The following is a 20,070-nucleotide window of genomic DNA, read 5'->3' as shown; positions in this document are numbered from 1 at the left end:
ATGTATTAGGCACGCCGCCAGCGTTCGTCCTGAGCCAGGATCAAACTCTCCAAAAAGAGTTGAGTCATGCTCAAAATGTTACGTTGGCTAGTGATCCGAAGATCACTATATTATTGTTTGTTGACGCTTGTTTGTTTAGTTTTCAAAGAGCAATTATCGCTCAACAGCGACTTTAATAATATAACATATCAGCTGGCTTTCGTCAACACTTTTTAATAAATATTTAACTTGTCAGTGTTAACAACTCAAGCCGACCTTTGTGATTATATCAGCAGCCAAGCAAACAGGCAATACCTTTTAAAACAAAAAGTAATTTCTGATAATTCACTTCGATTTCAGCAGAAAGTAAATTTGATTTTTCAAGCTCATGGTTCAATTAGACGGTAAATGCTTTAGCCTTACATTTTGCTTTCCATAAATAAAAAAAGAGCAGGAAGCCATAGTCCGGCTTCCCGCTTTATTATACATTTTGCCTTGTTATTCTTCTTCACCCTCATCTTCTTTACCTTCCTCGAGGTTACCGGCAGGCTCATCCAATTCTACTACTTCAGTTACTACAATATTTTCTTCTGTATGCATTGCTTCTACTGCATCACCAGAAAGGTCTGATTCATCGTCGGGCTTATCTTCTTCCCTTTCGACTTTCGCAACGGTTGCCACACTCTCATTATCTTTAATGTTAATCAGCTTGACACCAATTGTGTTTCGGCCAACCTTCGAAATGCTGTCGACCGGTATACGGATAAGTACCCCGCTTGTGGTAATAAGCATAAGGTCTTCCTCACCCGTAACTGTTTTCATTGAAACGAGTTCACCGTTCCGTTCGGTTACGTTTGCGGTCTTAATACCTTTTCCTCCACGGCCCTGGATCCGGTATTCGGCTGCAGCTGTCCGCTTTCCATATCCTTTGCTTGTTACGACAAGCACATCAGTGCCTTCTTCAAGGACCTCCATCCCGATGACTTCATCATCAGGGTCAAGCGTAATTCCTTTTACGCCTGTAGCGGTTCTTCCCATTGTCCTTACGTCGGTTTCTGGGAAACGGATTTGCATCCCTTTCTTGGTTGCGATTGCGATTTCCTTGTTTCCATCAGTAAGCCGGACAGAAATCAACTCATCTCCCTCTCGAAGGTTCAAGGCGATAAGGCCGTTGTTCCGAATATGGGCAAATGAAGTAAGCGGCGAACGCTTCGAAATCCCTTCCTTTGTTGTAAAGAAGAGGAACCAGTCATCGACGAACTCATCAATCGGGATGATTGCATTGACCCATTCACCTTTCTCAATGCCGAGAAGGTTAATAATCGGGAGTCCTTTGGCCGTACGGCTGAATTCCGGAATCTCGTAACCTTTGGCGCGGTATACTTTCCCCTTATTCGTAAAGAAGAGGATTGTATCATGGGTTGACGTTGTAATCAGCTGTTCAACAAAGTCATCCTCATTTGTCCCCATACCCTGAATTCCCCGGCCGCCACGTTTTTGGGCGCGATAGGTGGAAACAGGCAGGCGCTTGATGTAGCCATTGTGGGTGAGGGTAAGAACAACTGTCTCACGCGGAATCAGGTCTTCATCCTCAATGTTCTCAATTCCGCCTGCAACGATTTCGGTACGCCTTTTATCGTTAAAACGCTCTTTGATTTCGAGCAGTTCTTCACGGATAATGTCCAGAATTTTCTCTTCATCGGCAAGAATCGCCTTTAATTCGGCTATCAAAGCCATCAAGCTCTGGAATTCATCCTCAATTTTTTCCCTTTCCAGTCCAGTTAAGCGCTGCAACCTCATATCGAGAATTGCCTGGGCCTGCTTTTCGGAAAGATTGAAGGTCGACATTAAGCCATCCTTTGCAATATCGGTTGTCCTGGAATTACGGATTAGTGTAATGACCGCATCCAGATTATCCAGGGCAATGCGCAGCCCTTCGAGGATATGCGCCCTGGCTTCAGCCTTGCCTAGCTCATATTCAGTCCTGCGCCTAATGACCACTTGTTGGTGCGCAAGGTAATATTTTAGGCACTGCTTCAAATTTAGAACCTTTGGCTGTCCGTCAACAAGGGCAAGCAAATTAATTCCGAAGCTGGTCTGCATGGCGGTTTGCTTGTACAAATTATTTAGTACGACATTTGCATTCGCATCTTTTCTGACCTCGATGTAAATACGCATTCCATTTCGGTCAGATTCATCCCGCAGATCCGTAATACCGTCAATCCTTTTATCACGTACGAGCTCGGCTATTTTTTCAATTAACCGTGCTTTGTTCACCTGGTAAGGCAATTCATTTACAATAATGACTTCTTTGCCGTTTTTCAGCTGTTCAATTTCGACTTTTGCCCGGAGTGTGATTGAACCCCGGCCGCTTTCATATGCTTTGCGGATCCCGCTTCGCCCAATGATTATTCCGCCAGTCGGGAAATCAGGGCCCGGAATCGTATCCATCAGTTCATGGATTGTAATATCAGGATCTTTGCTGAGGGCCAATACGCCATCGATTACTTCACCAAGCTGGTGTGGAGGAATATTCGTCGCCATTCCAACCGCAATCCCCGTCGTCCCATTTACGAGCAGGTTAGGGAAACGGGCGGGGAGGACAACAGGCTCTCTTTCCTCTCCATCATAGTTATCCTGGTAGTCAATGGTATCTTTATTGATATCCCTTAACAGCTCCATCGAGATTTTTGACATTCTCGATTCCGTGTAACGCATTGCCGCGGCCGCATCGCCGTCCACTGAACCGAAGTTTCCATGTCCATCGACGAGCATATAGCGATAGTTGAAATCCTGGGCCATGCGGACCATTGTTTCATAAACAGCGGAATCGCCATGTGGATGGTATTTACCAATTACATCCCCGACAATACGCGCGGATTTCTTGTATGGTTTGTCGGAATGCATTCCGAGGTCGTGCATTGCATAGAGGATACGGCGGTGCACCGGCTTCAGTCCGTCCCGGACATCAGGTAGGGCACGTGAAACGATAACACTCATTGCATAGTCCAGGAAGGATGATTTCATTTCCTGGCTAATATTTATTTCCCTTACTCGGGGGTTTTCAAAATCAGCCATCAAATTACCTCCATTAGGGACTGGCCGCTATTGCGCGCTGGCCCATAAACCCTAAATTAATTGCAAAAGCAGGATAGATGACTATCTATCCTGGCTTTTAAGTTGAATCATCGTGTCATGCGGCGTTTATCGTTTTTAAATATCCAGGTTTTTCACATAAAGTGCGTTTTCCTCGATAAAGTTCCTGCGGGGTTCAACCTTGTCGCCCATAAGGATTTCAAATGTCTCATCGGCTTCGATCGCGTCAGTCAGGTTTACCTGGAGAAGTGTCCGTGTCTCAGGATTCATCGTTGTCTCCCACAGCTGGTCCGGATTCATTTCCCCAAGCCCCTTATACCGCTGGACATTAGGCCTTGGCGTCGCCGGAAGCCCAGCCATGATTTCGTCCATTTGCTTGTCGTTATATGCGTATTCCACGCGTTTGCCCTGCTGGATTTTATACAGCGGCGGCTGTGCGATATAAATATAGCCCGACTCAATGATCTGGCGCATATAACGGTAAAAGAACGTCAATAATAAAGTGCGGATATGGGCGCCGTCGACATCGGCATCTGTCATGATGACGATTTTATGGTATCTCGCTTTGCTAATATCGAAATCTTCACCAATCCCTGTACCCACGGCTGTAATAATCGCCCTTACTTCGTTATTGGACAGGATTTTATCAAGTCGTGACTTTTCAACATTCAAAATCTTTCCGCGGAGCGGGAGGATTGCCTGGAAATGGCGGTCGCGGCCCTGTTTGGCGGATCCGCCTGCAGAGTCACCCTCTACAATGTAAACTTCACTCTCGGAAGGATCTTTTGATGAGCAGTCCGCGAGCTTTCCTGGAAGGCTTGAGACTTCCAGCGCGCTTTTCCTGCGTGTCAATTCGCGTGCTTTTTTCGCAGCTAGCCTTGCTCGGGCGGCCATCAGCCCTTTTTCAACAATCTTCCTGGCAACAATAGGATTTTCAAGCATGAATTTTTCAAATTGGTCCGCAAAAACCGCATCGGTTACCGCGCGTACTTCCGAGTTGCCAAGCTTGGTTTTGGTTTGCCCTTCGAATTGCGGGTCGGGATGCTTGATGGAAACGATGGCGGTCAATCCTTCACGGACATCCTCGCCAGAAAGGTTTGCATCGGCTTCCTTGAAAATCCCGCTCTTACGGGCATAATCGTTTATGACTCTCGTCAACGCGGTCTTGAACCCGAATTCATGGGTACCGCCTTCATACGTATTGATATTATTTGCAAAAGAATAAAGGTTTCCTGTATAGCCATCGTTGTATTGCATGGCCACTTCGACCGTAATCCCGTCACGGCCGCCCTCCATATAGATCGGCTCATCATGGATGACTTCTTTCGAGCGGTTCAAATGCTCTACATACGATTTAATTCCGCCTTCATAATGGTACTCATTCGATTTGTTCTCCACCCGCTTGTCTTCGATGGAAATGTTGATTCCACGGTTTAGGAAGGCCAACTCACGAAGCCTGTTTGCCAGCACATCGTATTCATATTCAAGTGTTTCCGTAAAAATTTCCGGGTCCGGTTTGAAGTGGATGGTCGTACCTGTCGTATCGGTTTCGCCAATCACCTTCAAATCGGCGACGGGAACGCCCCGCTCATATTTCTGGTAATAAATATTGCCGTCCCGGTGGACAAAAACCTCAAGGAAAGTGGACAGGGCATTCACAACGGATGCTCCGACCCCGTGCAGCCCTCCGGAAACTTTATATCCTCCGCCGCCAAATTTACCGCCGGCGTGCAACACAGTCAGGATAACCTCAACCGCGGGCCTGCCCATCTTCTCCTGAATCCCGACAGGAATGCCGCGCCCGTTATCTTTGACCGTAATGCTATTATCCTCTTCAATAATGACCTTAATTTTATCGCAATAGCCGGCCAGCGCTTCATCTATACTATTATCGACAATTTCCCAGACAAGGTGGTGCAGMCCTTTGCTGCTTGTCGAGCCGATGTACATCCCAGGTCGCTTCCTAACAGCCTCCAGGCCTTCAAGCACCTGAATTTGACTGGCATCATACGATTGCTCATTCATCATTTCTTGATCCATTGCCAAACCGCTCACCTGCTCTTTCATTGCATTTGCCTTGCTGATTTATGTTAAGTTCATATAAAAATCCTGAATGCCCATCCGGGCTGAACGTTTTTTTAATGTGGTTGAGGCCAGTGGGGATAAATAGATCTCTTTCTCGGTAACAACGACCGATTTGAAGGGACCCTTCGACAAATTGACAGCTTGGGCCGATTCAGCCAATCGGGAATCCGTGGCGCTGCCTTTATCGATAATCGCAATAATTTCTTTCMCCCTTMCCATATGGTCTTCACCGATGTGAATGTACATAGGACCGCCTCAACTCCTCTGTATAATCTCCCCTGAGTTGACAATGAAGGTGGAAGCCTCCTTGATCGTCTGGTGGTCGATTCCTTCCACACTTGTTGTTGTCACAAACGTTTGCACTCTCCCAAGAATTGTATTAAGGAGATGGGATTGCCGGTAATCGTCAAGCTCCGACAGGACATCGTCCAATAAGAGGATTGGATATTCACCGATTTCGGACTGAATTAGCTCAATCTCGGCTAGCTTTACTGATAATGCCGTTGTCCGCTGCTGGCCCTGTGACCCGAATGTCTGGACGTCGCGCCCGTTCACGTGGAAGAGGACATCATCCCTGTGAGGCCCGAAAAGGGTCGTTCCCCGTTCGATTTCCCTGGCTTTTACCTTTGTGAATTTATCTTCAAATACCTCTATCATTTTCGACAAATCCTGTCCTTCTAATACATTGACAGAAGGGGAGTAGTGGATTTCCAATGTTTCAATGCCTCTCGAGATGCCTTTGTGGAGGGGTTGGGCCCATTTTTCAAGGATCTTGAGGAATTCAAACCTTTTTGCGGTAATCCTGACCGCAGCCTGGATAAATTGTTCTGTGAGGATATCAAGCATTGTTTCGTCACTCGTTTTCCTGATTTGCAGCATTTTCAAGTAGTGGTTCCGTTGCTGCAGGATTTTCAAATACTGGCTGACGCCGTGCAAATAGACAGGCGAAACCTGTCCGATCTCCATATCTATGAAACGCCTTCGGATCTGCGGGCTGCCTTTAACAAGGTTCAGGTCTTCAGGCGCGAACATGACTACATTAAAGTTCCCGACATACTGGCTCAGCCTTTGCTGCTCGATATGATTGCACCAGGCTTTCTTGCCTTTTTTTGAAATAACGAGCTGCATCGGGAGAGAACCGTGTTTTCGTTTAATACGCCCTTCTATTTTAGCATAATCCGAATCCCAGCGAATAAGATCTTTGTCATTCGAGGTCCGGTGGGATTTTGCCATTGCCAGGACATAGATTGATTCCATGAGATTTGTTTTTCCCTGGGCGTTTTCTCCAAGGATTACATTCACCTTGTTCTCGAAATCAATTTCAAGGCTCTCATAATTCCGATAATTTTTTAAAGCCAACTTCTCAATATACATGACAATATCCCTTAAGCCTGTTCAAGGGTAAATTCACCGAAGCCGGGGATGGATATTTTGTCTCCAGCAGCGAGTTTTCTTCCTCTTCTTTGGTCCTGTTCCCCGTTGATGAACACCTCGTGCTCCCCAAGGAACCATTTGGCCATTCCGCCAGTCTGGATTACTTCGGCAAGCTTTAGAAACTGGCCCAGCGTGATGTATTCCGTATCGATTTTTATCTCAACCGGCATTTTCCTCACTCTTTTCAAAAAAATTGGCATATCCTTTATCCCGGATCTGCCCATTCCAAATGATGGTTGAGCATTTCCAGCTAGAAGTATCTAATACTTTATTTTACTAAAAAAACAGCGAAGATACAAAGAATACTGAGTTTTAGCATGTTTATTCCTGTTTCGGGTTGATTTTTGTGGAAAAAATATACAAATGGAACCTCGCATTCCATCCATTAGTAAGAAACGAAGCTGCCAGTCAACCGGCAGCTCCTTTTATCCTTATTGGGAATAATTTAGTAAGTCCTTACCGGAAGAATCAACTGCAGTGTCGATTCGTCGTGAACCGGACGGATGACAAACGGCCTCATCGCTCCTGTAAAGCTCACTTTAATATCTGTGCCTTCAAGTGCTTTTAATGCGTCCATCATGTATTTTGCGCTAAAGGAGATTTTTAATTCCTCGCCTTCAATAGATTGGCTTTGGATTTCTTCGACTACTTTACCAATTTCAGGGGTGTTGGAGGAAACTTCGACGTTGCCATCGCCAAGAGTCGAAAATTTAACAACATTGTTTCGTCCTTCCTTTGCCAAAAGCGAGGCCCTGTCAATCGCATGGAGGAAATCCTTCGTATGGACGACGACATCCGTTTTGCTTTCCTGCGGGATGAGCCTGGATGTGTCAGGATAGTTCCCTTCAAGCAGCCGGGAGAAAAAGAGCAAGTTTTTCGCACTGAACAGCACCTGGTTATCGGTAATGACGATATCAATCGCCTCATTTGTGTCAGCAATGATTTTGCTCAGTTCATTCAGGCTTTTTCCTGGAATCACGACATTATAGGAATCATTGTTTTCCGTTTCCACATGCGCTTTCCTTAATGCGAGCCGATGTGAATCTGTTGCAATACAGATCAACTGATTGTTTTCGGCCTTCCAGTTTACACCTGTCAAGATAGGCCGTGTTTCCGAGGTGGAAACCGCGAAAACGGTTTGTCTGATCAATGCTTTCAGCAAATCCGCAGGAATACGGAATTTGTTCTTTTCTTCAACCTGCGGAAGGTGCGGATATTCCTCGGCATCCAGGCCAATAAGGTTAAATTCTGATTTTCCTGAGCGAATAACCGTCTGAAGGTGGTTATGCACCTCAATTTCGACTGTATCGGTAGGAAGTTTTTTTACAATTTCGCTGAAAAACTTCGCTTGTAGGACAATTGCACCTTCCTGTTTGATTTCAACGATTTCATTCCCATTTTCTTCTTTTGGAATGAAAGATTGGATCGATATATCGGAATCGCTTCCTGTTAAGGTTACTCCGTCCGTTTCCGCAACAATTTTAATCCCGGTCAGGATTGGGATTGTCGTTCTTGATGTTACTGCCTTCATCACATCATTTACGCTCTGGACAAGATAGTCGCGCTGAATATTGAATTTCATTTTTCTTCCCCCGATTCATGCATAATTTTTTTTGCTAAAAATATATTATTAAGTTCTTTAAAAAAACAGTAGAAGTACTAGTAGGGCCTGTGGGTTTGTGGATAACTGGCCTATTCAAAGGAAAGACAGTCTATCCACATGTGGACAGACTGTGTGTAACCTCAACGGAGTTATTCACAATAACGTTAAACTTTCAACAGCTCGTTCAGCTCTTTGACTTGCTTTTGCAGCTGTGCATCGACAGCAAGCAGCTTTGAAATCTTTTCATGGGCATGGATGACTGTCGTATGGTCCCGGCCACCGAACTCTTCGCCGATTTTCGGAAGTGAGAAATCGGTAAGTTCACGGGACAGGTACATGGCAACCTGGCGAGGAAATGCCACAGATTTGGTCCGTTTCTTCGCCTTGAAATCCTCAAGCTTTACGTTGAACTGCTGCCCGACTGCCTTTTGGATATCGAGGATTGTGACGATTCTCGGCTTCGAGCTAGGGATTATATCCTTGAGGGCCTCGGCTGCGAGGTCGGCGTTAATATCCTTGTTAATCAATGAGGAATAGGCGACAACTCGAATAAGGGCGCCTTCAAGTTCCCTGATGTTTGAGTCGATTTGGTTTGCTATATAAAGCATCACTTCATTTGGAATATCTAGGCCTTCCGCTTTCGCTTTCTTGCGAAGGATCGCAATCCTTGTCTCCAGGTCAGGAGGAGTAATGTCGGTAATGAGTCCCCATTCGAACCTGGAGCGGAGCCGGTCTTCAAGGGTTGGAATTTCTTTTGGCGGCCGGTCACTCGAAATGATGATTTGCTTGCTCTCTTCGTGCAACGTGTTGAATGTATGGAAAAATTCTTCCTGCGTTGACTCTTTTCCCGCAAGGAATTGGATGTCATCAATCAGCAATACATCGACTTTGCGATACTTATTCCGAAATTCAATCGCCTTGTTGTCACGGATTGAATTAATAAATTCATTTGTGAATTTTTCGGAAGACAAATAGACAACTTTTGCAGATGGATTATGTTCCAGGACGTAATGGCCGATTGCATGCATCAAGTGTGTTTTGCCAAGCCCTACCCCCCCATAGATGAATAGGGGATTGTATGCTTTCGCAGGAGCTTCAGCAACCGCTAGCGAGGCGGCATGGGCAAACCTGTTTCCTGATCCAATGACAAATGTATCAAACGTATACTTTGGGTTAAGCATCGTTAGTGGGATGTCATTGGTTTCTTCCTCTTTTTTATGCTTTTTTTTCGGGAGAGCAAGTTCAGGCTCATTGTCGTCCTGCACTTGTGGAATAATAAATTTTGCTTCAAGCTCTTCCCCGGTAATTTCATAAAGTGTTTCCGATATTAAAGGGGCATATCGTTCTTCAAGCCAGTCACGTGCGAATTCGTTCGGTGCCGTTACAACTAATGTATTGCCCTGGAGCGAATGCGCTTTTGTCGATTTCAGCCATGTATCGAAGCTGGGCTTGCTTATTTTTGTTTCAATCGTGGCCAACGCCGCATTCCATAAGTCCGCGATATTTTCCAACTAGTTTCCCTCCCTCTGTTAGTCTTTGATACTTACAAGTATAGTTTCTTGTATATTTGTTGATTCGGTGATGTTGTACAAGCTGTACAACCCATATGAATAATTATTCAAGGTGATGGATTTGTGGAAAAACATATTATAAGGAAAGAATAAGAGGTTTCGACAATATCCACGGTATGTGGACAAGTTTATACAAAGTGGCGGGATAACCTGTCCACAACTTATCCACAACCTGTGGACATCTATATTGTCCACAGTGATTTATTAGAAGTGAAAACACAACTATAATACCAAAAAAAAGTAAGCGGCGCAATGGCTTTTAGTAATTATCCACAAGAACCGGATTTATCCAGATTCGATTTATCCACAATACTAGAGTATGTGAAAAACCTGTCAATAAGCAAGGGAGAATGTAAAAAATCTGTCGGAATTTATCCACAGGCATAACTATGGATCTTTTTCGGGAAAAGCTGGAGGCGGAAAAAGGGTATGGCCGGAGGATGATCCTTCCCCTTTGCGGACTGGTAGATGTATGAAATCATAATCAATAGTTGACAACTTCATGGATGCGTCTCTATAATAATTAAGACTGTCTTTACCAAGCGTAAATTATAAGCAAGCTAGACTGTCCATATAAGCAATTCCTTAGGGAGGTGTCACACGATGAAAAGGACGTACCAGCCAAAGAAAAGGAAGCATAGCAAAGTTCACGGGTTCCGCAGCCGCATGAGCTCAGCGAACGGCCGTAAGATACTAGCGCGCCGCCGCCAAAAAGGAAGAAAAGTATTATCAGCTTAGGCCACTGACCGTCTCAGTGGTCTTTTTTCTATTGAAAATAAAGTCGATTTTCTTCGGGTTCACCCCAAAACCACTCCCATGCCCATAACTGAGCGGCATGGTTAGTTATTTTCCCTTCGCGGCCCTCCGAATAACGGCCGGCCGCGGGGGAGAGGATGAGATGTAGAGGTGGAGGCCATCAGGTGGCGAAGATGGAAGGTGAAGTCATGAAAAAAGAATTCCGGATAAAAAAAAATAATGAGTTTCAGACAGTTTTCAAAAAGGGGCGCTCGACTGCAAACAGGCAGTTCATCGTCTATGTCCTGAAAAAGGAGGAGCAGCCTTCATTCCGGATCGGCTTATCGGTGAGCAAAAAAATCGGAAATGCCGTGATGAGAAACAGGATTAAACGATACATACGGCAGGCGATTTTTGAAATGAAGGAAGGGCTTGCCACGAGCCATGATTATGTCATCATAGCCAGGAAGCCTGCCGCGGAAATGGATTTCCACGATGTGAAAAAGAGCCTCGCCCACGTCTTGAAGCTTGCAAAAGTGTTAAATAGGAACTTTCCTGTCGACAATGGGCGGTAAAGAAGATGTTTTTTTCCGCTTCCTTAGATTTTGAAAGCACTTCCTTTAAAAAAATGATAGAATGATTCAGATAGCATGTCCTTTTCAGGAGGGACATCCTAAAATAAATTCACATACCCATCCGCTTAAGGAGGAAATTTCGGTTGAGTAAGCGAAAAATACTGTATTTAGGTTTATTTTCATTGGTTCTCCTGCTCTCAGGCTGTATGGAGGTAAATAAGCCAATTGATGCAAACAGCAAAGGTTTTTGGAACGAGTACATTGTGTACCCACTCTCATGGCTAATTACAGAGGGAGCGCACATCTTATGGGGAAGCTTCGGGCTTTCCATCATTGTAGTAACGATTCTGATCCGCCTGGCAATCCTTCCATTGATGATTAAGCAAACGAGAAGTTCAAAAGCGATGCAGGCCCTCCAGCCGGAAATGCAGGCATTGCGTGAAAAATACAGCTCAAAGGACCAGAAAACACAGCAGAAACTCCAGCAGGAAACGATGGCCCTTTTCCAGAAACATGGAGTCAACCCGCTGGCTGGATGTTTGCCTATTTTGGTCCAGATGCCGATCCTAATCGGTTTTTACCATGCAATTTCAAGAACAAGAGCGATTGCAGACCACAATTTCCTTTGGTTCGATCTTGGGGATAAGGATCCGTATTACATCCTGCCGATTTTGGCCGGTATCACCACGTTCATCCAGCAAAAAATGATGATGGCCGGGACGGAAGGCAATCCGCAAATGCAAATGATGCTTTACATGATGCCGATTATGATCCTTATTTTCGCCATCAACTTCCCGGCAGCCCTTTCCTTATACTGGGTAGTGGGGAACCTGTTCATGATTGTCCAGACATATTTCATTAAAGGGCCGGACCTGAAGAAGGCTTCAGCCACCGGCGGCGCGGGGGGAGCAAAGAAGTGAAACAGATAACTGCTAGCGGGCAAACCGTAGATGAAGCAGTCCAATCAGCACTGGCTCAATTGAACACAACAAAAGACCGCACAGAAATAGAAATTGTTGATGAGGGGAAAAAAGGGATTTTCGGCCTATTTGGAACAAGGCCGGCTATTGTAAAAGTTACCCTCAAACCTGATCCGATTGAAGAAGCAAAAAAATTCCTTGCCGAGGTCAGCGAGCAAATGGGAGCGTCCATTGAAATCGAGGCAAAAAGGGAAGGCAAACATGTAACGTTCGTAATGTCCGGAGAAAAGATCGCGTTATTGATCGGGAAGAGGGGACAGACCCTCAACTCCCTTCAGTACTTGACCCAGCTCGTCATCAATCGTTTCTCGGAGCAATATCTTACCATCATCCTTGATGCCGAAAATTACAGGGAACGCCGCAATGAAACGCTGATTCAATTGGCGGAGCGCCTTGCCCAAAAAGCAGTCAAGACGGGCAAAACAGTCACGCTTGAACCGATGCCTTCATACGAACGGAAAGTCATCCATACCGCACTTTCCGAAAATAGCAGAGTAAAGACGTATTCGGATGGCACTGAGCCTCACAGGCACATCGTCATTACGCCGGTACGCCACTAAAAAAGAATAGCTGTTAAGAAATCCCGCTTCCTATATTCCGGAGGCGGGATTTTTTATGTAGAAAAAACTCCCTTGTTACAAAATAGCATCTTGCCGGATTCAAAGGGAGAGGAAACCGTCGAATGGCAAGTGTGTGGATTGCTTACGCTTTATTGTTATTCACATGTGGATAAGTTAAAATAAAACATGTTCATCCCAACCGTGTGGATAAAGGTGTTTTTTTGAAAGGGACAGTATGCTATTCTGTTATTTTGGGGATAATCAGCGGTGCTTTGATTTCACTGGATGATGAAGTGGGAACACAAAGCCCTTAAGAGTGGGAAAAACAATAAATCAAATAAACTATAGATGAAGTTGAAACGAAAAGAGGTGGAAAACATGGAATTTGATACAATTGCGGCGATTTCGACTCCAATGGGTGAGGGAGCAATCGCGATTGTAAGGCTGAGCGGGGACGAGGCGTTTAAAATCGCGGATAAACTGTTTAAGAGCCCGTCCGGTAAAATGCTAGGCAATGTCGCGTCCCATACGATCCATTATGGACATCTTATTGATCCGAAGACAGGGGAGACGGTCGAGGAAGTAATGGTCTCTGCGATGCGGGGCCCAAAAACCTTTACAAAAGAGGATGTAATTGAAATAAACTGCCACGGTGGGCTTGTGTCGGTGAATCGTGTGCTCCAGCTCGTGCTGAATAATGGAGCAAGGTTGGCGGAGCCGGGGGAATTTACGAAACGCGCATTCCTTAATGGAAGGATTGACCTTTCCCAGGCGGAAGCCGTCATGGATTTGATCCGGGCAAAGACGGACCGGGCGATGAGCGTGGCGCTTGGCCAGATGGAAGGGCGCCTGTCCAGGCTTATTAAAAAACTTAGACAGGAAATACTCGAAACGCTGGCCCATGTGGAAGTGAATATCGATTATCCGGAATATGACGATGTGGAAGAGATGACGCACACGATGCTGCTTCAGAAAGCAGGCTATGTGCGGGATGAAATTAAAAAGCTTTTACAAACATCCCAACAGGGTAAAATATTAAGAGAGGGCCTTTCCACTGTCATTGTTGGCAGGCCGAATGTCGGAAAATCGTCCCTCTTGAATAGCCTTGCACAGGAAAATAAGGCAATCGTAACTGACATTCCAGGTACCACGAGGGATGTTATCGAGGAATATGTCAATGTCCGGGGAGTCCCGCTTCGCCTTCTCGATACAGCCGGGATCAGGGAGACGGAAGATATCGTCGAAAAAATTGGCGTTGAAAAGTCACGCCAGGTGCTTAAGGAAGCGGATTTGATCTTGCTCGTCCTGAACAATTCAGACCGGCTCACAGATGAGGACCGGAATATTTTTAAGGCAGTCGAAGGAATGGATGCCATTATCATCGTCAACAAGACTGACTTGCCCCAGGTAATTGATATGGAGGAAGTAAAGGCCCTTGCCGGAAACAGGCGGATAGTTTCAACTTCCCTCCTTGAAGACAGGGGAATCGATGAACTTGAAGATGCGATAGCAGCGCTGTTTTTTGCCGGGTCAATTGATGCTGGGGACATGACCTACGTATCGAATAGCCGCCATATTGCTCTCCTTGGCCAGGCGCTGCATGCGGTTGAGGAATCAATTAACGGAGTTGAAAATGGTATTCCGATTGATATTGTACAAATCGATTTAACCCGTTCGTGGGAGCTTTTGGGCGAGGTCATTGGCGAAAGTGTCCATGAAAGCTTGATTGATCAGCTATTTTCTCAATTCTGCCTAGGAAAATAACGCCTTGTTTTTGTACATTTGTAGCAGAGGGTAGATTTTTTTAGTTGAACACATGTAGATTTGGAGCAAAAATTAAAGATATTGAGTAATGTTTTATGCTAAATGAAAAGGAGGCAGCGTAAATGCACTACGAGGCCGGAAATTATGATGTAATCGTCATCGGCGCGGGCCATGCTGGCTGTGAAGCCGGATTGGCAGCTGCCCGAATTGGCGCAAAAACCTTAATGATCACAATCAATCTTGATATGGTCGCCTTTATGCCATGCAACCCATCAATCGGGGGGCCGGCAAAAGGGATTGTCGTCAGGGAAATTGATGCCCTTGGCGGTGAAATGGGAAAAAATATTGATAAAACCTATATTCAGATGAGAATGCTCAATACAGGGAAGGGACCTGCTGTACGTGCGCTTCGTGCTCAGGCGGACAAATTTTCCTACCAGCATGAAATGAAAAAAACGCTTGAAAGTGAAAAAAACCTTACTCTTCTCCAGGGAATGGTAGAAAATTTGGTTGTAGAAGATGGGGTTTGTACGGGCGTCATTACCCAGACGGGAGCAAAGTATCAAGCTAAAACCGTTATTATTACTACGGGTACATTCCTGCGCGGTGAAATAATCATTGGCGACCTTAAATATTCAAGCGGCCCTAATAACCAGCAGCCTTCAATCAAATTGTCCGAGCATCTAGAAGAGCTGGGCTTTGATCTGGTCCGTTTTAAAACAGGTACGCCTCCTCGGGTACATGGAAAAACAATCGATTACTCCCAAACTGAAATTCAGCCAGGAGACGATCTTCCGCAGGCATTTTCGTACGAAACAACAAAATATATCACCGACCAGCTTCCATGCTGGCTGACTTATACGAATGAACATACCCATCGGATCATTGATGAAAACCTTCACCGATCCCCGATGTTTTCCGGGATGATCAAAGGGTCGGGTCCGCGTTATTGTCCATCCATTGAAGATAAGGTGGTCAGGTTTAACGACAAGCCGCGCCACCAAATCTTCCTTGAGCCGGAAGGTAGAAATACGGAGGAAGTATATGTACAAGGACTTTCTACAAGCCTACCGGAAGAAGTGCAACACAAGATTATCAAAACGATTCCTGCCTTAAAAGATGCGCAAATGATGAGGGCGGGTTACGCGATTGAATACGACGCTATCGTTCCTACGCAGCTTTGGCCGACCCTTGAAACAAAAAAGGTGAAGAATCTTTATACAGCAGGCCAAATCAATGGAACGTCGGGCTATGAGGAAGCGGCCGGCCAGGGATTGATGGCAGGCATTAATGCCGCAATGAACGCGCTTGGCAAGGAAGAACTCATTTTGAGCCGTTCGGAAGCCTACATTGGCGTCATGATTGATGACCTGGTTACGAAAGGGACAAGCGAGCCATACCGCCTCTTGACTTCAAGGGCAGAATACAGGCTTCTTCTCCGCCATGACAATGCGGATCTCCGCCTGACGGAAATCGGCCATCGGATCGGATTGATCCCGGATGAACGGAACGAGAAGTTCCAAAAGAAAAATGGTGCGATCGAAGCGGAAATAAAACGGCTAAAAGCAACGATTATCAAGCCAACAGCGGAAGTCCAGGAATTGATTCGGAGCCTCGGAGGCAGCGAGCTGAAAGATGGAATCCGTGCCGCCGACTTCCTGAGAAGAACCGAAATGAATTACAGCCATATTGAATCCATCATTCCCCCGGAAATAAGCCTTGACGACGAAGTCAAGGAACAGGTGGAAATTCAGATAAAGTATGAGGGATATATTGAGAAATCGCTTCAGCAGGTTGACCGGCTGAAGAAGATGGAAAATAAAAAAATCCCGGAAAACATCGATTATGATGCCATCTCCGGGATTGCGAATGAAGCCCGCCAGAACCTTAAACAAGTAAGGCCGCTTTCAATTGCCCAGGCATCAAGGATTTCAGGGGTAAACCCGGCGGATATTTCTATTCTCCTCGTATATTTGGAGCACGGCCGGGTTGCAAGGATAAAAGCAGAATAAGAGCGGAGTTGGATGAAAATTATGAACGCAGAACAATTTGCCGGGCTGCTTGGGGACAGGGGGATTTCCCTCTCCTCCGCCCAGCTTGGCCAGTTCGAGACATATTTCAAAACATTGGTTGAATGGAATGAAAAGATGAACCTTACCGCGATTACCGACCGGGATGAGGTTTATTTAAAGCATTTTTACGACTCCCTTTCGGCCGCATTTTATTTTGATTTTTCAGGAACGCTCACCCTTTGCGACGTAGGCGCTGGAGCAGGGTTTCCAAGCATTCCATTAAAAATCGCCTTTCCTTCCCTAAATGTAACGATCGTTGATTCATTAAACAAGCGCATCACCTTCCTGAATCATCTTGCCAAGGCCCTTGAACTCGACAATGTCCATTTTATCCATGACAGGGCGGAAACCTTCGGAACCAAACCCGAGCACCGGGAAGGCTATGATATTGTTACCGCCAGGGCGGTTGCCAGGTTATCGGTATTAAGTGAACTTTGCCTCCCGCTCGTGAAACAGGGCGGCCATTTTATCGCTTTAAAGGCTGCCAATGCAAAGGAAGAACTGGAAGATGCAAAGAAGGCAATCACAGTTCTAGGCGGCAAGACATATGAAACAAATACCTTCTCCTTGCCGCTTGAGGAAAGCGAGCGGTCTATCATTGTCATCAAGAAGGAAAAACCGACTCCAAAGAAATATCCGCGGAAGCCTGGAACCCCCGCAAAATCGCCGATTGCATAATCTTCTTTTCTGTTAAAGGAAAGGCGAAATCGGCCTCTCCGTTCGGCAGGATTTTTCCGAAGAATAGAGAATTAGTTTAATAGGGAGTATTTAAAAGGTGGTGCAGGAGATGAAGAGTTCTTTTTCACGCTTTTTTGGCCGGGGTGATAAAGAAGAGCAGATTGACCTTCAAAAAGAGATTGATATAGAGACAGAAGCTAGCAATGAAGAAATAAAAAAAATAGCGATAAATTTGATCGTCCCAAACCGGTTTCAGCCAAGGACGGTTTTTGATGACGAAAAAATAGAGGAATTATCACGTACCATCCATATGCATGGGATCATCCAGCCGATTGTTGTCCGTGAATTCGAAGGCGGACGCTATGAGATCATTGCCGGTGAACGCAGATGGCGCGCAATGAAAAAACTGGGCTGGGAAGAAGTTCCCGCGATTATTAAAAATATGTCCGATACCGAAACGGCTTCCGTCGCGCTGATTGAGAATCTCCAGCGCGAGGAGCTTTCGCCAATTGAAGAAGCACTCGCCTATGGAAAGCTGCTTACGCTCCATAACCTGACCCAGGAAGCACTCGCCCAGCGGCTCGGGAAAGGGCAGTCGACAGTCGCCAATAAGCTTAGGCTCCTGAAGCTGCCGCAGGAGGTCCAGGATGCGCTATTGAACAAGCAAATTTCCGAAAGGCATGCCCGCGCGCTCATTCCTTTAAAAGATGGCGCTAAACAGGTTGCGGTAATGGAAGAAGTTATCACCAGGAATTTAAACGTGAAGCAAACCGAGGAACGGGTCATTAAGCTTCTTGGCCAGCAGGAAGAAAAACCAAAACCAAAACGAAAGGCGTTCAGCAAGGACATGCGGATTGCCGTCAACACAATCCGCCAGTCGCTAACGATGGTTTCGGATAGCGGCATCCCCCTTGATTCTGAAGAAGAGGAATTCGAGGAATATTACCAATTCACAATTAAAATTCCAAAGAAAAAATAATAAAACATCTAGCCGGACTCCATATGGGATCCGGTTTTTTTTTATAAGCCGCAACAGAGCGGCTCTTTTTGTAAATAACGGAAACATATGTTCCTGTTTAGATAGACTGTGTTACAGTTGGACGCTATAATGGGAGTGGAGGATAGGGTAATTTTTGTCTTTTTTCGATATTTCCGTCATTTTTGCGGGCATTTCATTTGCTGGATGGAATATTTTCATAAAAACACCTCCATCAATGATTTTTCATGATAAAATAGAATGCATGGCTTTCTCAAAACATTTTGGAAATGCCAGTTATTTTTAGCAAAAAGGTAGGTGACATCGTGGGCAAAATACTTGCAATCGCGAATCAAAAAGGAGGAGTCGGGAAAACGACCACCTCTGTCAATCTGGGCGCCTGCTTAGCATACATAGGAAAAAAAGTCTTAATGGTCGACATTGATCCCCAGGGGAATGCAACGAGCGGGATTGGAGTGGAAAAGGCCGATGTGGAGCACTGCATTTACGATGTGCTCGTCGATGATGTTGAAGCAAAAGAGGTCATAAGGCCAACAAACGTTGAAAACCTGTTCGCCATTCCTGCCACTATCCAGCTTGCCGGGGCGGAAATCGAGCTAGTTCCAACAATTTCCCGCGAGGTCAGGCTTAAAAGGGCTCTTGAAGAGGTTAAGGACGATTATGATTACATCATCATTGATTGCCCTCCCTCCCTCGGTTTATTGACCATCAACGCCCTTACAGCCTCCGATGCAGTCCTGATTCCCGTTCAATGCGAATATTACGCGCTTGAAGGGCTGAGCCAGCTGCTGAATACCGTTCGGCTGGTCCAAAAGCATCTTAACCAGCACCTGAAAATAGAAGGTGTCCTCCTCACAATGCTTGATGCCAGGACAAATCTAGGAATCCAGGTTATTGAAGAGGTAAAAAAGTATTTTCAGGACAAAGTCTACAAGACGATTATTCCACGGAATGTACGCTTAAGTGAGGCTCCGAGCCATGGTGAGCCAATTATCATCTATGATCCGAAATCACGAGGTGCTGAAGTTTATTTAGATCTGGCAAAGGAAGTGGTTTCTAATGGCTAAAGGACTTGGAAAAGGGCTTGATGCCTTTTTTGCCAATATGGAAGCGGAATCTGAAGAATCTGTCCAGGAGATCAGAATTAAAGAATTGCGTCCAAACCCTTACCAACCCCGAAAGCATTTTCAGCCGGAAGCAATTGAGGAATTGAAAGAATCCATATTGGAACATGGGATCCTCCAGCCGCTCGTTGTCCGAAAAAGCATAAAAGGATATGAAATCGTTGTCGGGGAGCGCCGTTACCGCGCCGCAAAACAAGCGGGGCTTGAAACAGTTCCGGCAGTCGTCCGCGATTTATCCGAACAGCAGATGATGGAGCTGGCCGTTCTCGAGAACTTACAGAGGGAAGATTTAAGCCCAATCGAAGAAGCCGCCGCTTACCAGACGCTGATGGAGAAGCTTAACCTCACCCAGGAGGAAGTGGCGAAGCGCCTTGGAAAAAGCCGTCCGCATGTAGCCAATTACATACGGCTCCTCTCGCTGCCGAAACAAATTCAGGATTTGATTTCCAATGGCACCATTTCAATGGGACACGGAAGGGCTCTTCTTGGGCTGAGGCAAAAATCGAAACTTCCTCTCCTTGTTGACAAAATCGTCAAGGAAAGCCTGAACGTCCGCCAGCTTGAGAAACTTATCCAGCAACTGAATGACAATGTTTCACGTGAAACAAAAAAGCCGGAAAAGAAGAAAGACCGCTTCATTCGGGATAGGGAGAACCAGCTACGTGAAAGGTTCGGCACGACGGTCCACATCAAACAAACAAAGAACAAGGGCAAAATCGAGATCGAGTTTTTTTCAAAAGAAGATTTGGAAAGGCTTCTGGATCTTTTAGAACCCGAATCTAACGACTAGGCCATCATGTGATGGTTTCTTTTTTTA

General features: G+C 45.6%; 17 protein-coding genes. 10 read left to right on the top strand and 7 right to left on the bottom strand.

The window, feature by feature from the left end:
* Positions 1 to 477: 477 nt before the first annotated feature.
* The 7 genes from gyrA to dnaA form a co-directional block, all read right to left on the bottom strand.
* Entirely contained in the window at positions 478 to 3,057 is a 2,580-nt protein-coding gene (gene gyrA / locus ADU24_RS21855; RefSeq protein WP_053368627.1) for a DNA gyrase subunit A, read from the bottom strand.
* Between the two features lie 135 nt (positions 3,058 to 3,192).
* Positions 3,193 to 5,103 carry a DNA topoisomerase (ATP-hydrolyzing) subunit B gene (gene gyrB, locus ADU24_RS21850; RefSeq protein ID WP_442853763.1) on the bottom strand — a complete coding sequence of 637 codons (1,911 nt, stop codon included), beginning with the start codon at positions 5,101 to 5,103 and terminating at the stop codon, positions 3,193 to 3,195.
* A 57-nt stretch (positions 5,104 to 5,160) separates the two neighbouring features.
* Positions 5,161 to 5,406 carry an extracellular matrix regulator RemB gene (gene remB, locus ADU24_RS21845; protein WP_053368626.1) on the bottom strand — a complete coding sequence of 82 codons (246 nt, stop codon included), beginning with the start codon at positions 5,404 to 5,406 and terminating at the stop codon, positions 5,161 to 5,163.
* A 9-nt stretch (positions 5,407 to 5,415) separates the two neighbouring features.
* Positions 5,416 to 6,534 (bottom strand): DNA replication/repair protein RecF, encoded by a 1,119-nt coding sequence (gene recF, locus ADU24_RS21840; protein ID WP_053368625.1) that lies wholly within the window; start codon positions 6,532 to 6,534, stop codon positions 5,416 to 5,418.
* Positions 6,535 to 6,545: 11 nt separating this feature from the next.
* Positions 6,546 to 6,764: a S4 domain-containing protein YaaA gene (gene yaaA, locus ADU24_RS21835; protein WP_053369045.1), complete on the bottom strand. Its 219-nt coding sequence runs from the start codon at positions 6,762 to 6,764 to the stop codon at positions 6,546 to 6,548.
* 275 nt (positions 6,765 to 7,039) lie between these two features.
* A complete protein-coding gene (gene dnaN / locus ADU24_RS21830) occupies positions 7,040 to 8,176 on the bottom strand; it encodes a DNA polymerase III subunit beta (protein ID WP_053368624.1) in 1,137 nt (378 codons plus the stop codon).
* Positions 8,177 to 8,361: 185 nt separating this feature from the next.
* Positions 8,362 to 9,708: a chromosomal replication initiator protein DnaA gene (gene dnaA / locus ADU24_RS21825; protein WP_053368623.1), complete on the bottom strand. Its 1,347-nt coding sequence runs from the start codon at positions 9,706 to 9,708 to the stop codon at positions 8,362 to 8,364.
* A gap of 663 nt (positions 9,709 to 10,371) precedes the next feature.
* Here dnaA and rpmH point away from each other — a divergent pair.
* The 10 genes from rpmH (at position 10,372) to ADU24_RS21775 (ending at position 20,043) form a co-directional block, all read left to right on the top strand.
* Entirely contained in the window at positions 10,372 to 10,506 is a 135-nt protein-coding gene (gene rpmH / locus ADU24_RS21820; RefSeq protein ID WP_053368622.1) for a 50S ribosomal protein L34, read from the top strand.
* Between the two features lie 206 nt (positions 10,507 to 10,712).
* Positions 10,713 to 11,078, top strand: a complete 366-nt coding sequence (gene rnpA, locus ADU24_RS21815) for a ribonuclease P protein component (RefSeq protein WP_053369044.1) — start codon at positions 10,713 to 10,715, stop codon at positions 11,076 to 11,078.
* Positions 11,079 to 11,221: 143 nt separating this feature from the next.
* Complete coding sequence (gene spoIIIJ / locus ADU24_RS21810; RefSeq protein ID WP_053368621.1) at positions 11,222 to 11,998, top strand: YidC family membrane integrase SpoIIIJ; 777 nt, start codon at positions 11,222 to 11,224, stop codon at positions 11,996 to 11,998.
* Complete coding sequence (gene jag / locus ADU24_RS21805) at positions 11,995 to 12,618, top strand: RNA-binding cell elongation regulator Jag/EloR (protein ID WP_053368620.1); 624 nt, start codon at positions 11,995 to 11,997, stop codon at positions 12,616 to 12,618. The genes spoIIIJ and jag overlap by 4 nt, the downstream gene beginning before the upstream one ends.
* Before the next feature lie 378 nt (positions 12,619 to 12,996).
* A complete protein-coding gene (gene mnmE / locus ADU24_RS21800) occupies positions 12,997 to 14,382 on the top strand; it encodes a tRNA uridine-5-carboxymethylaminomethyl(34) synthesis GTPase MnmE (protein WP_053368619.1) in 1,386 nt (461 codons plus the stop codon).
* A 122-nt stretch (positions 14,383 to 14,504) separates the two neighbouring features.
* A complete protein-coding gene (gene mnmG, locus ADU24_RS21795; RefSeq protein WP_053368618.1) occupies positions 14,505 to 16,394 on the top strand; it encodes a tRNA uridine-5-carboxymethylaminomethyl(34) synthesis enzyme MnmG in 1,890 nt (629 codons plus the stop codon).
* Positions 16,395 to 16,415: 21 nt separating this feature from the next.
* A complete protein-coding gene (gene rsmG / locus ADU24_RS21790; protein ID WP_053369043.1) occupies positions 16,416 to 17,132 on the top strand; it encodes a 16S rRNA (guanine(527)-N(7))-methyltransferase RsmG in 717 nt (238 codons plus the stop codon).
* 109 nt (positions 17,133 to 17,241) lie between these two features.
* Entirely contained in the window at positions 17,242 to 18,111 is an 870-nt protein-coding gene (noc, locus tag ADU24_RS21785) for a nucleoid occlusion protein (RefSeq protein ID WP_053368617.1), read from the top strand.
* A gap of 323 nt (positions 18,112 to 18,434) precedes the next feature.
* Complete coding sequence (locus ADU24_RS21780; protein WP_053368616.1) at positions 18,435 to 19,196, top strand: ParA family protein; 762 nt, start codon at positions 18,435 to 18,437, stop codon at positions 19,194 to 19,196.
* Positions 19,189 to 20,043, top strand: a complete 855-nt coding sequence (locus ADU24_RS21775; RefSeq protein WP_053368615.1) for a ParB/RepB/Spo0J family partition protein — start codon at positions 19,189 to 19,191, stop codon at positions 20,041 to 20,043. The genes ADU24_RS21780 and ADU24_RS21775 overlap by 8 nt, the downstream gene beginning before the upstream one ends.
* The last annotated feature ends 27 nt before the right edge of the window (positions 20,044 to 20,070 follow it).

It is taken from the genome of Bacillus sp. FJAT-27245, assembly GCF_001273955.1.
Classification (GTDB): Bacteria; Bacillota; Bacilli; order Bacillales; family Cytobacillaceae; genus Bacillus_D.
This window is presented reverse-complemented; position numbering and strand designations above follow the sequence as displayed.